Origin of the sequence: Burkholderia savannae, from assembly GCF_001524445.2 — a bacterium.
Classification (GTDB): Bacteria; Pseudomonadota; Gammaproteobacteria; order Burkholderiales; family Burkholderiaceae; genus Burkholderia; species Burkholderia savannae.
This window is the reverse complement of the sequence record NZ_CP013417.1, coordinates 4178414-4192353: the sequence shown is the minus strand read 5'-3', so window position 1 is coordinate 4192353 and position 13940 is coordinate 4178414. Positions and strand designations below refer to the sequence as shown.

General features: G+C 65.6%; 10 protein-coding genes, 1 tRNA gene and 1 pseudogene. 7 read left to right on the top strand and 5 right to left on the bottom strand.

Going from position 1 to position 13940, the window contains the following annotated elements; all coding sequences use genetic code 11:
* Window positions 1-14: 14 nt before the first annotated feature.
* The 3 genes from WS78_RS20515 to WS78_RS20505 all read left to right on the top strand — a co-directional run bounded on the left by WS78_RS20515 (window position 15) and on the right by WS78_RS20505 (window position 2645).
* Window positions 15-767: a TylF/MycF/NovP-related O-methyltransferase gene (locus WS78_RS20515; RefSeq protein ID WP_226377178.1), complete on the top strand. Its 753-nt coding sequence runs from the start codon at window positions 15-17 to the stop codon at window positions 765-767.
* A gap of 175 nt (window positions 768-942) precedes the next feature.
* Entirely contained in the window at window positions 943-1635 is a 693-nt protein-coding gene (locus tag WS78_RS20510) for a class I SAM-dependent methyltransferase (protein ID WP_059578154.1), read from the top strand.
* 386 nt (window positions 1636-2021) lie between these two features.
* Entirely contained in the window at window positions 2022-2645 is a 624-nt protein-coding gene (locus tag WS78_RS20505) for a LysE family translocator (RefSeq protein WP_059578034.1), read from the top strand.
* Window positions 2646-2886: 241 nt separating this feature from the next.
* Here WS78_RS20505 and WS78_RS20500 read toward each other — a convergent pair whose 3' ends face one another.
* Complete coding sequence (locus WS78_RS20500) at window positions 2887-4548, bottom strand: acid phosphatase (RefSeq protein ID WP_038752259.1); 1662 nt, start codon at window positions 4546-4548, stop codon at window positions 2887-2889.
* A gap of 887 nt (window positions 4549-5435) precedes the next feature.
* On the opposite strand from WS78_RS20500, the gene WS78_RS20490 reads away from it, so the two are divergent.
* The gene (locus tag WS78_RS20490) at window positions 5436-6257 is read left to right on the top strand and encodes an alpha/beta fold hydrolase (protein ID WP_059578028.1); all 822 of its coding nucleotides are present in this window, start codon (window positions 5436-5438) and stop codon (window positions 6255-6257) included.
* A 72-nt stretch (window positions 6258-6329) separates the two neighbouring features.
* On the opposite strand, the gene WS78_RS20485 is transcribed toward WS78_RS20490, so the two are convergent.
* The gene (locus tag WS78_RS20485; protein WP_059578025.1) at window positions 6330-8135 is read right to left on the bottom strand and encodes a methyl-accepting chemotaxis protein; all 1806 of its coding nucleotides are present in this window, start codon (window positions 8133-8135) and stop codon (window positions 6330-6332) included.
* Here WS78_RS20485 and WS78_RS36085 point away from each other — a divergent pair.
* Window positions 8134-8871, top strand: coding sequence for a hypothetical protein (locus WS78_RS36085; protein ID WP_156437528.1), 738 nt, complete (start codon window positions 8134-8136; stop codon window positions 8869-8871). The two genes, WS78_RS20485 and WS78_RS36085, sit on opposite strands and share 2 nt — an antisense overlap.
* Before the next feature lie 220 nt (window positions 8872-9091).
* Here the strand turns inward: WS78_RS36085 and WS78_RS20475 are convergent, their stop codons facing one another.
* Both WS78_RS20475 and WS78_RS20470 read right to left on the bottom strand, forming a co-directional pair.
* Window positions 9092-10756 (bottom strand): BBE domain-containing protein, encoded by a 1665-nt coding sequence (locus WS78_RS20475; RefSeq protein ID WP_059578149.1) that lies wholly within the window; start codon window positions 10754-10756, stop codon window positions 9092-9094.
* A gap of 184 nt (window positions 10757-10940) precedes the next feature.
* Window positions 10941-11585, bottom strand: coding sequence for a lytic polysaccharide monooxygenase auxiliary activity family 9 protein (locus WS78_RS20470; protein ID WP_059578021.1), 645 nt, complete (start codon window positions 11583-11585; stop codon window positions 10941-10943).
* 487 nt (window positions 11586-12072) lie between these two features.
* Between WS78_RS20470 and WS78_RS20465 the strand changes: the two are divergent.
* Window positions 12073-12417: pseudogene (locus WS78_RS20465) on the top strand (tyrosine-type recombinase/integrase); the annotation flags it as partial.
* 68 nt (window positions 12418-12485) lie between these two features.
* Here WS78_RS20465 and WS78_RS20460 read toward each other — a convergent pair.
* Window positions 12486-12561, bottom strand: a tRNA-Arg gene (locus tag WS78_RS20460).
* A 276-nt stretch (window positions 12562-12837) separates the two neighbouring features.
* On the opposite strand from WS78_RS20460, the gene WS78_RS20455 reads away from it, so the two are divergent.
* Complete coding sequence (locus tag WS78_RS20455; protein ID WP_038754061.1) at window positions 12838-13728, top strand: c-type cytochrome; 891 nt, start codon at window positions 12838-12840, stop codon at window positions 13726-13728.
* Window positions 13729-13940: the final 212 nt, after the last annotated feature.

Here is a 13940-nt window from a genome sequence, read left to right as displayed (position 1 = left end):
GCGCTGCCATTGCCATGATCAACAAGACCTCGCCGAACTTCCTGAACGTACTTCGCGCGGAGCGAAGAGATCTGCTCGAGCGAATGCGTCAGACGCGCTTCGAAACGTTGAAAGACGGCTACAGTCACGCACAGATCATCCCGTTCGCGACATATGCGCCGTGGCTCGACGACGCCGGTTTCGCCGACGTTTACGCACTCGCGAAATCATCGACTCTCGTCGACGTATACCGCTGCTACGAGCTGTATCGGCTCGCGCAGCAGTGCGCGCGGCTCGCAGGCGAGGCGATCGAAATCGGCGTATGGCGAGGTGGAACGGCGGCCGTGATTGCGCGTGCGCTACCCGAAAAGACGCTGCATCTTTTCGACACGTTCAGTGGCGTCGCGAAATGCGACGCCGAATACGACACGCTTTATTCCGGAGGCGAGCATTCGGACGCCGACGAGCATTCGGTAGTTCGCCTGCTCGAGACGATCGGCGCCAACTGCCGCATTCATCGTGGAATCTTTCCCGACGACACGCTTGCCGCAATGCCGGATCGCGTGTGTTTCGCGCACATCGATGTCGATTCATACCGGTCGGTTCTCGACTCGTTCAATGCACTCTGGCCTCGCGTCGAATCACGCGGCATCGTCGTGTTCGACGACTACGGTACGTTCGGTTGCGAAGGCGCCACGCTCGCCGTCAACGAGATCGTCGCAAGTCATCGAGACGGGCTTTTCGTCCACAACCTGAACGGACACGCATTGTTCATCAAGCAGCCGTAAGTTGATGCGCCGCCTGGACGCGACGCGACATCGGAATGTCGAACGGTGACGACGAGATTGCCGCGATTCGCACGATGCGGCGGCTCGCCGTGCGCTCATGGCAACTCGTTGGACGCTCACTGCCGGACACCGTGCCGTGCATCGCTGCGAGACAAGAGGATTGGGAAAGGTCGACATGAAAAAACCTGCGCATTATCAAACGCTCGAGTACGAGCGCATCATGGTGTTGATGCGCGCTTTCCAACATGCAAGCAGCCGGCCGCTGCGCGTGCTCGACTATGGTTGCGGACTCGGTAAATTTCTCGACGGCTTCGCGGCGCTGGGGCTCGACGTGACGGGTGTCGACACGAATCCCGATTACGTCGCGCGAGCGCGCGCGAAGGGCTACGCCGCATACGAACCCGATGCTTTCCTTGCCTCGCAGCAACAACCGTTCGACGTCATTTTCCTGAGCCATGTGATCGAGCACGTGTCGCCGGACGGCCTCGTCACGCTTGTGCCGCGGCTCTGCGCATTCATGCACGACGCGAGCCGCATGATCCTCGTCAGCCCGACGCCCGGCGAGCGCTTCTATCACGACTTCTCGCACGTTCGCCCCTATCTGCCGCAGAGCATCCGGCACGCGTTCGGCACGACCGGCATGCCGATATCGTTCGGCGAAGCGGGGCTGCTCGAGATGGTCGACGTCTATTTTTTCAAAGATCCGTATCGGACGCGCCTGTGGCGGTCGTTTTATACCGGGCCCCCGCTCAAGCGGGCCCTGACGCGGGGATACAACCGGCTGCTCGACATCGCGTGGCGCGCATCCGGAGGCCGTGTCGGCGTGATTGCATCGTGGCTCGGCGTGTATGTGCTGCGCAGCCGCTGACGCGCGCTCCCACGGTAACGACACGCCTTTGGCTTCAACGACGCAGCGATCGGGACCGCAATGAACCGCTTGGTGGCGGGCGGTGTCGGCATCGACCACCGGATCACACGGGGGCACGAGCCGGGCGCGGCGAGCCGCTCAGCAGCGCCAGCGCCCATCCCGCGGGTGCGAAGCTCCGGCCCCAAGCGGGCTTGCGCGCACGCCCATGAATTGCACGCGTCGGCGCGGTTCGCTCGGCGTGCGCCGTCTCATGCCCGACACTTGCGAGCCGAGTCGCGCCGGACACACTTCGCCGGCGCGCACCTTGACAATCCGCCCGCCTCCATGGATCACTGAGGCCTTTCGACTCGAATCGCGCAATCGCGCAATCGCGAACGGAGATCACCATGTCCTTCGAAACCTGGCTCGCATTCGCCGGCGCCAGCATCGTGCTTCTGATGATCCCCGGCCCCACGATCCTGCTCGTGATCGGCGATTCGCTCGCGAATCGCAATCGTTCGTCGTGGAGCACCGTCGCAGGCGTCGCGGCCGGCGACACCACCGCGATGACGATCTCCCTCGCGGGCGCGGGCGCGCTGCTCGCGATGTCGGCGGCCGCGTTCACCGCGCTCAAGCTCGTCGGCGGCGGCTATCTGATCTATCTCGGCATTCGCTCGATCCTGCATGCACGCCGCGTCGGCGCGATGGAAGTGAGCGTCGAGCGACGCTCGGCGAAGCGGCGCTTCCTGTCCGCGTGGGCCGTCACCGCGCTGAATCCGAAGAGCATCGTGTTCTTCGTCGCGTTCGTTCCGCAGTTCATTTCGCCGCACGAAACGTTCGCTCGGCAGTGCGCGATCCTGCTGCCGACCTTCGTCTGTCTCGCTACGCTTAATGCCGCCTGCTATGCGCGCATCGCGCGCTTCGCCGCTGCGCGGCTGACGGAGGCCGCCGCGCAGCGGCGCTTCGGCTACGGCGGCGGCGCCGCGCTGATCGGTGCGGGCGCGCTGACGCTCGGGATGTCGCAGAGCTAACCGCGCGTGTGCGCCCGCGCCTCGCCCAGGAAGGGCGTGCGCCGCGCATTCGAAGCGAGCAGGCAGCCTTGCCTCGAAGGCACGCGCGCCGCCGAAGCCTGCCGCGCGAACGCCGCGACGGTCTCGCTCGCCCGCGCCGCCGGCCACACGTTCAATGCCGGCCCAAGGGCTCGCCCGATCCCGGCTCAAGGGCGCGCCCGATCGCCGAGCCTGCCGCTCGCGACGGCATGGCGGCCGATCGTCAGCCGAGATCGAGCGTCGCGGTGAGGTCGCCCGGCGGCTGCGCGCCGCGCGCCGCGAACGCGCGCTCGCGCGCGAGCACGCCGTCGAGCGGCGCAAGCCCGTGCACGCGCGAGATGAAGCGCAGGATCGAGTTCGTGTCGTACAGCGTGTGATCGACGTAGCCCTTCTTCGCGAACGGCGAGATCACCATCGCCGGAATCCGCGAGCCCGGCCCCCAGCGGTCGCCCTTCGGCGGCGACACCGGGTCCCACCATCCGCCGTTCTCGTCGACCGTCAGGATCACGACCGTGTGCGCCCATTGCGGGCCGCGCATGATGCGCTCGATCACCGCCGCGATGTGCCGATCGCCCGATTCGACGTCCGCATAGCCCGCGTGCATGTTCAGGTTGCCTTGCGGCTTGTAGAACGTGACGGACGGCAAGCGGCCGGCGTCGATGTCGGCGATCAGATGGTTCGTCGACGGATCGTCGCCGAGGCCCGCGTCGCGCAGATGGCGGCGCCGCGCGTCGGTACCCGGCGCGTAGTTCGCGAAGTAGTTGAACGGTTGGTGGTGGTACTGGAAGTCCGGCACCGAGCCCGTGTCGCGATGCTCGAGCGCGAATTGCCACGCGCCGCCGTACCATGCCCAGTCGATGCCCTTCTCCGACAGGCGATCGCCGATCGTCGCGTAATGCTGCGGCGGCAGCACGCGCGGGTTCGACGGGTCCGCATACGCCTGGTTGCCGTCGACGGGCGGCCGCACGCTGCTCGGTTGATACGGCGGCGCCATCGTGTTGACCGCGTAGCCGTCGGGCGTGAAGAGGCCGTCGTTCTCGAATTTCGGCGGGCCGTCGAGCGCCGACGCGGGCGAATCCGCCGCGAGCTTCAGGCGCGCGCCCGTCGGATCGTCGCCTTCGACGACGGACACGAGGTGCTTCGCCGGGCTCTTGTTCACGTCCGGATAGAGCGGCGCTTGCGCTGAGATCAGGAAAACGTGATTGAGCCACGAGCCGCCGAACGCGGCCATGAAGAAGTTGTCGCAGAGCGTGTATTGGCGCGCGAGATTCCAAAGCCGCAGCGTTTCGGCCGAATTGCGGTAATGCCCCATCACGAGGCCGCCCGAATCGGCCCATGCAGCGAACTGATCGTTGCGGCCGCCGTTGATCTGCATCTGGTTCTGATAGAAGCGATGCCACAAGTCGCGCGTGATGACGCCGTTCGGCAGCGGCTTGCCCTGCGCGTCGGGAATCACGAACGGCGCGTTCGGCAGGCCCGTGATGTCTCGCTCGCCGATCATGTAGCGCTTGCCGTCGACGACCTGCGCCTGCGGCACGAGGCCGCCCCAGATCTTGGGCAGCGCCGGCAGCGGCGTCTTGCCGTCGCGATCGAGCTGCGCGTAGCGTTCGGGCGACACCGCGCCGAGCGGCTGCCGAACGCCGGGAAAATCGCCGAACAGGTTCGCGAAGCTGCGATTCTCGGCGTAGATCACGACGACGTTGCGCACCTCGTTGCGCAACGCGGCGTCGAGCCGCAAATCGGCGGCCGAGCGCGGCGCGCTCGACACGGTCGATTCGCAGCCGCCAAGCGCGACGCTCGCGCCGAGCGCGGCGATGCCGCCGAGCACGCGGCGGCGATCGGGGTCCTCGGGAAGGTCGGTCGACGGGGAATGCTTGTCAGTCACTTCTGCTCCTCGGTCTTCTGGTTGGTCGTACGGTCCGTCGCGCGCGTCGGCACGTCGGGCGGGCAGCGTCGAATTGCCGCTGCCGCGGCTGGACGCGTTTCGCGCGTGCGCGGCTGCGCGCCGCCGCGGCCTGAGCGACACGCGGCCGCCGGCACGGCCGGCAACCTGCATTCAGGCCGGCAAAGCACGTGCAATCAGGGCGAAACGCCCCGTCGCGCGCACTGTCACGAAAACGTCACGATCGCGACTATAGCGCGACGACCTCGCCGAACCCTGCTTGATCGATGCATGTACGAGACGAAACATGAAACATTCGCACGCAAGGCCGCCATGCGGAGCCGCTGACTAGCGAGCGGCGGCGGCCTTGCCACGATGCATGCCGCCGCCGTAACACGCGAACGCCGCAGCGCGGCGCCCGCCGCCGAGAGACGGCGCGCCCGCAGCCGGCGAGGAAGCCGAGGGCGCAACGCCGCGACACGCACACGCAGCCCATCCGCGCGATGCCGCCGGCCACGCATGACGCGCGACGCACCGACGCTTTCGCCAACGACGCCCATGCCGCAACGCGCGCCGCATCCCGCGTATTCGGCTGCCCTTGCTCGAGCATTCGCGGAAATTCGTCAGTCGGCGTCGATTTCGACGCAGCGCCGGATTCGAAACGCGTGCCGGACGCGCCCATTCGAAATCGAGCGCTTCATTCAGCCCGAAAGCGTTTGGTCAGATTGCGTTCGCCACGCAGCCGAGATAAGGTGACGCGGCAATTCAAGCGCCCCGCATTCGAAAACGGCGGACGGAGATCGTCGCCACCGTCGCTTCGACACATGCCACGCCCCCGCGCTTTCGCTCGACTTCCTTCAACCGATTCACTGACAACCGAACCTATCGACATGCCTTTCGTCACCATCGATGGCCAGCCTCTGCACTATCAGATCAGGGGTTCCGGCGCGCCCGTCCTGTTCGGACACAGCTACCTGTGGGATTCGTCGATGTGGGAGCCGCAGCTCGAAGCGCTCTCGAAGTCCCACCAGGTCATCGCGCCGGACCTGTGGGGGCACGGCCGGTCCGGCCCGCTGCCCGCCGGCACGAACGACCTCGGCGATCTTGCAACGCACATGTGCGCGCTCCTCGATCACCTCGGCATCGAGACCTGCTCGATCGTGGGGCTGTCGGTGGGCGGCATGTGGGCGGTGCCGCTCGCGCATCGCGCGCCGCAGCGCGTCGATCGGCTCGTGCTGATGGACACCTACGTCGGCGTGGAGCCGGACGCGACGCGCAACAAGTATTTCCAGATGCTCGCGGCCATCGACGCGCAAGGCACGATTCCCGAGCCGCTGCTCGACGCGATCGTGCCGATCTTCTTCCGTCCCGGCATCGATCTCGCGAGCGAACTGCCCGCGGGCTTCCGGCGCGCGCTTCAGGCGTTCACGACGGAGCGGCTGCGCGACTCGGTGATTCCGCTCGGCAAGATCACGTTCGGCCGCGAGGACGCGCGCGAGAAGCTCGCCGCGCTGCCGGCGGACCGCACGCTCGTGATGTGCGGCGCGAACGACGTCGCGCGGCCGCCCGAGGAAGCCGACGAAATCGCGACGCTCATCGGCTGCGAAAAAGTGTTCGTGCCGAATGCCGGGCACATCTCGAATCTCGAGAATCCGGCATTCGTGACGCGAACGCTGCTCGACTGGCTCGGCCGCGACGGCGGCCGAACGTGACGGGCGGCATTCTCCGACGGCCGCGCGCGCCCGTGCGCAAAGGAGGCGGCAACGCGTCCCGCGCAACGACGATCATGCGACCTTGAACCGCCCGACCGCCTCGGCGAGCTCGACCGCCTGCGTCTGCAGCGCCGACGCCGCCGCGGCCGACTGCTCGACGAGCGCCGCGTTCTGCTGAACCATCTCGTCGAGCTGCGCGACCGCGCGGTTCACCTCCTGGATGCCGCGCGTCTGCTCGTCGGCGGCGTTCGAAATCTCGCGCATGATCGTCGTCACGTTCGAGACCGTGCCGACGATGTCGTTCATCGTCTGCCCCGCCTGCTGAACGAGCGTCGCGCCCGTCGACACGCTCGACACGCTCGAATCGATCAGCGCCTTGATCTCCTTCGCCGCCTGCGCGCTACGCTGCGCGAGCGAACGCACCTCGCCCGCGACCACCGCGAAGCCGCGCCCTTCCTCGCCCGCACGCGCCGCCTCGACGGCCGCGTTCAGCGCAAGGATGTTGGTCTGGAACGCGATGCCGTCGATCACGCCGATGATGTCGCTGATCTTGCCGGACGCGCCCTCGATCTCCTGCATCGTCGACACGACGTCGGACACGACCGAGCCGCCGCGCGACGCGACGCTCGCCGCGTTCGTCGCGATGTCGTTGGCCTGGCGCGCGGCGCCCGCCGATTGCGTGACCGTCGACGTGATCTCCTCGATCGACGCGGCCGTCTGTTCGAGGCTCGCCGCGGCCGATTCCGTGCGGCGCGACAGATCATGGTTGCCCGATGCGATTTCGCCCGCCGCGTGCCGCACCGATTCGCTCGCGTCGCGGATCACGCGTATCACGTCCTGCAGCTTGCCGACGAACGCGTTGAACGAGCGGGCGATCTGCGCGACTTCGTCACGCCCGGCGTCGGGCAGGCGCTGCGTCAGGTCGCCCGTGCCGGAGCCGATCGACTCCATCGCGTCGCGAATGCGCGCGAGCCCCTTGAACGCGACGCCCGTGATGGCGCCCACGATCAGCGCCGCGACGACGACGAGCGCGACGAGCGTGCCGATCGACACGAGCAGCAGCGAATGCATGCCGGCCATCGCATCGGACTTGTCGAGCGCGACGACGGTCAGCCAGTCGGTGCCCGGCACGGCGCGCGCGCGCATCAGCTTCGCGGCGCCGGCGACGTGCGCCTCGATCGGCGCGGCGTTGTCGTCGGCCGACGACGCGGCGAGCGCGTCGACGCTCAAGTCGTCCGTCAGATCGGTGACGGGCTTGAGCGTGAGCTTCGGATCGGAATGCGCGACGATGTGGCCGCCGCGGTCCACGAGCATGCCGAAGCTCTCGGGCGTCGGATGGATCGCCTTGACGTTCGCGATCACGCTGTCCATCGCGACGTCGCCGGACACGACGCCCTTCAGCGCGCCGTCGCGCACGATCGGCGCGGCGAACGCAACGACGAGCTTGCCCGTCCCGACGTCGACATAAGGCGGCGTGACGACAGGCTTGCCCGCCTGCACGGCCTGCTTGTACCACGGGCGGCCGGTGGGATCGTAGTCGGCCGGAATGCCGGATGCGTCCGAGAATTTCGCGGTTTTGTCCGCGTAGCCGACGTAGACGTTGGTGAATCCGCCCGCCGCGGCGATCTGCTTGAGCGCCGGGATCGGATCGGGCGCGAGCGCGGCGTCTTCGACCGATACGATCATCTGCGTCTTCGACGCGACCCAATCGGCGATGCCGGCCTCGTGGCCGGTCAGCACCGCGCTGAGGTTCTGGCTGATGGACTCGCGGTTGTAGCGATTGGCGACGAAATAATTGAGCGCCGTATTGATGACGAGCGCGCCGATGACGATGGCAAGGCACGCGACGAGAATGCGGGACCGGATCGAGGAGAGCATGAGGAGCGACGTGGGATGTGCGAACTCATGGGTTAACGGCCAAGAAAACGCTCGACTTAACCCGAATGGTGTGAAGAGTCAGGGTTTTCTCCCTAGGGTTTATACGGAATGCGCGGGCATTTTTTATCTGCGTCAACGCCATGTTTCGATCAACAAAAAAGTGATCGAATCAGCCGACGAACATGGCGATGCCGCGCGAATCGACGACCTGCGGGAAATGGATCTTCGTCCGCGCGACGCGCCGTTCCGGTTCGATCGCTTTCGAAGCGAAGGAAACGCTGAATCGCGGCCGCGCGTACTCGCGCGGCCGCGCACGATCGCAGCGCACGCGCGCCGCCCGCACCATTGCCCGACCATTCATGCCGCGGCCGCCCTCCCGCGAATGTCAGCGTTTTTGCTGTTCGTCTTCCGCGTGCAAGAGCTGTTTCTTGAATTTGCCGACCGTCGCATGATCGTGGCCGTAGCTCACGACGCGATAGACGGCGCGCGCGACGTTGCCGCCGCCCACGTTGCAGATGATCGTTCCGTTTGCGCTCTTCAACCCCGGCGCATGTTGACCGATCCAATCGTGATTCTCGATGGTCGTTTCGATTCGGCAGTCGTCCGGAATGTTTATTCCGATCTTCGACAAAAAGTCGCGCGGATGGGACAGATATTCGAGATATTCGTCAGGCGTGCATTCCCAAAAATGAACATGGAACGGTTCGTCGCGAATGATTTCGGAGCGTGCGGATAAATCCACGATTTTTGTCGGCATCTTGATCTCCCGATGCGGCGTCGATGCGCCGGCTTTACAGTGACAAACGAATTCGCACGCGAAACGCGAAGGCGGCCCCGGGCGAATTCGTCCCCTATGCTTTCGTGTTCGAGAATCTCATTCGACTGCACATCTCGCGATCGGTCGGCAGCGCGCTGCCGGACACGATCGCAATCCGCCTGCCTCGGCCATCGCGCGCTCAGCCCGGCGGCGGCGCCAGCGGAATCGACATCTCATGCCTGAACATATTCGACGGATCGACCGCGCGCTTCGTCGCGATCAGCGATGCGGCCTTGTCGCCGTAGTACAGCTCGAGCCACCTCGGATCGATCTGCGCCGGATCGCTGTCGAGATATTTCATGTCGATGTCCGGATAATTGATGTAGCAGCCTTCGTAGCGCCCGCTCGCGTCGCGGTACGGCTTGCCGCCCTGATCCGCATGCACCGCGGCGAACAGATCGTGCAGCCATTCGACGTGGAACGCGTCGTCGGCGGGATTCGTCCAGTAAGTTTGGTACTGCGACTTCAACAGCGATCGCCGCTGGCACACCGACGTCGGATTCGCGCTTTCGTCGTTCACGTTGACGCAGCCGCCGTACGAATCGATCTGCACGAGCGTCTGGTTCAGGCGCGGCTCGTCCGCGGTATTCAGATATCGCCAAAACGCATCGATCTCGGTGTCGCCGAAATTGCCGATCTGATACGCCGACTTGTACTTCCCGCGCCGGTTCGCCCCCGATCCGTTGATCGTCTGCGTCAGGTACAGCCAATCCATCTTCAACGCGTTTTGAACCGCGTGCGTCAGACGCAGCCCGGCGAGCGGATGCCCGAGCGACGGCAGATTCGGCGCGACGAACCGATCCCAGATGACCGGCATCCGGCCGGCGGCCGCATTCATCGTGTCGACGAAATCGACGAAGGGCGCATCGGCCGGGCCGCCGACCGTTCCGTTCTTTCCCGTGTACTGGATCGCGAGCACGATCGGCCCGGTCGAGCGATGCTGCAGCTTCAGGAGCGTGAACAGCCCGCCGTTCGCGAGCGCCGGATCGCCGGCGTTCCAGTTGGCGTCGTTGCGGCTGAACCAGTCCCAGTAGGTCTGAATGAAACGGCCGAAGCTCGCTTGCGTGAAATGCGACCAGTCATACGCGAGCGACAGCCAATAGGCGGTGCGCGGCGCGTCGGGCAGCGCCCGGAAGTAGTAATTCAGGATGATGCCGAAATTGCCGCCGCCGCCGCCGCGGCACGCGATGAACAGCGCACGGTCCGCCGGATCGGCGCTGCCGAGATGCACGTGCTTCGCGTCGAGCGCGCCGCCGCCGGATGCGGGCGTCAGGATGTCGACGCCCGCCAGCCAGTCGACTGTCAGCCCGTGCATCCGCGAAAGCAGGCCGTATCCGCCGCCGACGATGTGACCGCCCGCGCCCACCGAATAGCACGAGCCGCCGGGCAGCGTCTTGCCGGCGGACTTGTACAGGCCGACATAGCCGTTCCAATTCTGACTGCCCGCGGCCACACGAACCGAGTAGCGCGCCGAGCCGGCGACATCGAACGGCGACGCAATCTGCCCCTGCGGATCGAAATCGAAGCCCGACATCAAGCCGATATCGACGATGGCGAGCTGCCGACCGTTGTCGCTCGGCAGCCGGTTCGCGACGAAGCCTTCGTAACAGTGCCCGCCGCTGCGCACCGTGATCCGGCAACCTCTCGCGAGCGCGTCGCGCGACGCCGCGATCACGTCATCCGGCGTGCGACAGACGTAGATCGCCGCCGCGCCGGCTTCCGCCGTCGGCGGCCAGCGCAGGTTGAATCCCTTTTGGAGAGTCGCATGACGAGGATCTGCGCCGTCGACGAGCACATAGGACATCTGAACCTCCGGCGAGCGTGTCGGATGCTTCGAAACCGAATGGACGGCCATCGAGCGATCCACGCGCGATCGCCGATGCAAGCGCGTGCAAGATGGCCATCGGATGGTCTCGAATCCGATGGCCGCGATGCTTGATGCGAGCCGTCGATCGCAGCTGCGCATCAGTTCGGACGGGCGAGCGGATTCACGCGAAATTCAGGTCGATCACCTGATAGAAAGCGTTCGCGGTATCGGCAACGTCCCAGGCCGCGAGCAGCACGTGATAGCCCGTGCGAGTCGGCAGATTGAGTTCGTGAACCGTGTCGCCGCTGGGAATCAGTTCCCGGTCCGCGTCCGGCCCCCAGTACGGCTGATACGTGTTCAGATAGATCTTGAGCGGCTCGGACTCGAATTGCGCGCGCGTGAGCCGCGCACTGGCATCCCATCCCGGCTTGGTGATCCAGTACGTCCAGCGCCGCGTCTTGTGCGGCATCGAATACGACCACGTGATTTGCAACGACTGGCCCGACCGCACTGCGTGCTTGCGCCAGTGCGCGACGGAATCGGGCTCGTCGAGTTGCGCGCGGGCATCCACCGTGCGCCCGCCGCTTGCGATTTCGCCGTCGCGCGGCGGCACGCCGTTGGCGACGTCGTCCGGCGCGTCCGGATCTCTCAGACCGCCCTGGGTCGCAGGAAAGAACTTGCCGCCTTCCAGTTCGTTGACTTGCCCGAAATCGAGTTTTCCTGCTTCGTAAAGAAACACGGCGCGCGATTCGGGCGTGATGACGCGACCGTGCCTCGGTGCAATTGACGAAGACTTCGTTGCGCTTCTCGAACCGATAGTGCTCATTTCGCCTCCTTTGCTGCAAACATGCCGGACATCGGCAAGACCAACGTTGGAAGCTATTCGCGATGCCAATGGAATTTATGCTAGGACCTTAATTCGGCGAACGCCAATATATTTTCCTTAAAGCGATTCGATTTGTATTTTTCATTAAATCGATTAAACGACGATCGGTTTTTTATTTGATCGATAATTGATTTTTCGATTGTTGATCGGGCGGATGGAGAGACATGGTGATTACATGAATTTCATGGAAATTGAGAAATCAGAAATGTTCCGCTGGGTTCCGCGCTCCGCGGCCGCGCGAGGATTGTCGCGAACCGGGGAAAGGGGTCGTGAGAATGGGTCATTGTCTGCATGGACAACGACGGGCCGTTCGCGGAACGGCCCCACGCGCCGGCCGTCGATCAGGGCCGGGTCACGTAGACGCTCTACGATCGGCTCACGGGCACTAGCATCAGCGCGCTCCTCGTCGGTCAGACTGGCTGACTCGTCGAAGCGGCGGAGCCCCGTGCACATCGAACTCGCGTTCGTTTACCGCGGTTCAGTGATCGGTTAGCCGGGTACAACGTCATCGCGGAAGGCACTGAAGCGGGCGGGGGTTGGCGATTTCCACTGGCACGACCTGCGGCACACCTGGGCGAGCTAGCACGTGCAGCGCGGCACGCCGTTGCAGGTGCTCAGGGAACTCGGCGGCTGGGGAACGTCGGAGATGGTGCAGCGCTACGCGCACCTGTCGGCCGATCGTCTCGCGCGTTGGGTGGCACCGCATACCTCGGTCGCGGAAGTGATCCAGTTGCCGCCGGCGGTGCAGGAAAACATGCGAAGGGCCGGATAACAGGTGTACTTTAGCTACACTCGGTAAAAACGACGGTGGGGGAAAATCGCTGAGAGCCTTATCTGGCTTGGCGCGCCCGGCTGGGATCGAACCAGCAACCCCTGCCTTCGGAGGGCAGTACTCTATCCATTGAGCTACGGGCGCTTACGGATGCGATGCGACCCTAGATAGTCGCAGCGCGTAGCAAGACGGCAAGAATACCTTGTTTCCGCCGGACCGTCCACCGCCGCTCCGCATCCGTCCGCCCCTCCTCCTGCATCGCCTCATCACGCACGCCGCCCCCTCCGATGTGCGGGTAAACACGCGCCGGGCGATCGCTCGCCGCCATGTAAACGTTCCGTCTATAATCGTCCGAGCTTCACCCCACAGCCATTCATTGCCGTACCGCTCACAATTCCTATTCACGGAGACGAGGCAAGCATGAGCGAAGCACCCCACGGAGCCCCCATCAAAACCCCCGGGCAACTCATCGCAGTTGTCATCGCCTCATTCGTGATCCCGATCGCGATCATCGTGCTGTTCGCCACCTACGCCAATCACGCGTTCCGCACGGGCGCCGGCACCGACGGCCTCTCCGACGAAGCCGTCGCAAAGCGCATCGCCCCCCTCGCGCAAGTCGAAATCAAGGACGCCAACGCGCCGCGCGTCTACAAGACGGGCGAGGAAGTCTACAAGGCCGTCTGCGTGACCTGCCACAGCACCGGCGCGGCCGGCGCGCCGAAGTTCGGCGACGCCGCCGCCTGGGCGCCGCGCATCGCGGCCGGCTACGACGAAGTCCTGCACATCGCGCTGACCGGCAAAGGCGCCATGCCGCCGCGCGGCGGCACGAACCCCGACGACTATAGCGACTATGAAATCGCGCGCGCAGTCGTCTACATGGCCAATCAGGGCGGTGCGAAGTTCGCCGAGCCCGCGCAACCCGCCGCGAATGCGGCCCCCGCTTCAGGCGCGGCCGCGGGCGCGTCGGACGCGACGGCCGCCAACGCGCAAGCCGCCGCGGCAATGGCTGCGATCGCCGCGCTGCCGAAACCGGGCGAGGCGCCCGCCGCAGGCGCGAACGCTGAAAGCTCGGCGTCGGCAGGCAAGGCGCTGTACGAATCGACATGCCAAGCGTGCCACGCAACGGGCGTGCTGAACGCGCCGAAGTTCGGCAACAAGGCCGACTGGGCGCCGCGCCTGAAGGATTCGATGGATACGGTCTACAACTACGCGCTGCACGGCAAGGGCGCGATGCCGCCGAAGGGCGGCGCGAACGCGTCGGACGCCGACGTGAAAGCGGCCGTCGACTACATGGTCAACGCCGCCAAGTAACGGTCGCCGATGCAACGAAAAACCCCCGCGCTGCGCAAGCATCGCGGGGGTTTCTGTTTTGTCGCGGGCGGCCGAGCGCCGGCCGGATCGCCCGGCGATCCGGCCATCGGTCAGGACTCGTCCGGCCGATCACCGCGCGGCCTCGATCGCCACGCGGTGATCGGCCGCTCGGCCGCTCGGCCAAACGGCAAACGCACGCCGTGCGCCGCGTG

Bases quoted from the DNA above. Each gene is read 5' to 3' on its own strand.
- WS78_RS20510 (WP_059578154.1), top strand. From the start codon at position 943: ATGAAAAAACCTGCGCATTATCAAACGCTCGAGTACGAGCGCATCATG.
- WS78_RS20475 (WP_059578149.1), bottom strand. From the start codon at position 10,756: ATGTCCTATGTGCTCGTCGACGGCGCAGATCCTCGTCATGCGACTCTC.
- WS78_RS20470 (WP_059578021.1), bottom strand. From the start codon at position 11,585: ATGAGCACTATCGGTTCGAGAAGCGCAACGAAGTCTTCGTCAATTGCA.
- WS78_RS20485 (WP_059578025.1), bottom strand. From the start codon at position 8,135: ATGCTCTCCTCGATCCGGTCCCGCATTCTCGTCGCGTGCCTTGCCATC.
- WS78_RS20455 (WP_038754061.1), top strand. From the start codon at position 12,838: ATGAGCGAAGCACCCCACGGAGCCCCCATCAAAACCCCCGGGCAACTC.
- WS78_RS20515 (WP_226377178.1), top strand. From the start codon at position 15: ATGATCAACAAGACCTCGCCGAACTTCCTGAACGTACTTCGCGCGGAG.
- WS78_RS36085 (WP_156437528.1), top strand. From the start codon at position 8,134: ATGAGGAGCGACGTGGGATGTGCGAACTCATGGGTTAACGGCCAAGAA.
- WS78_RS20490 (WP_059578028.1), top strand. From the start codon at position 5,436: ATGCCTTTCGTCACCATCGATGGCCAGCCTCTGCACTATCAGATCAGG.
- WS78_RS20505 (WP_059578034.1), top strand. From the start codon at position 2,022: ATGTCCTTCGAAACCTGGCTCGCATTCGCCGGCGCCAGCATCGTGCTT.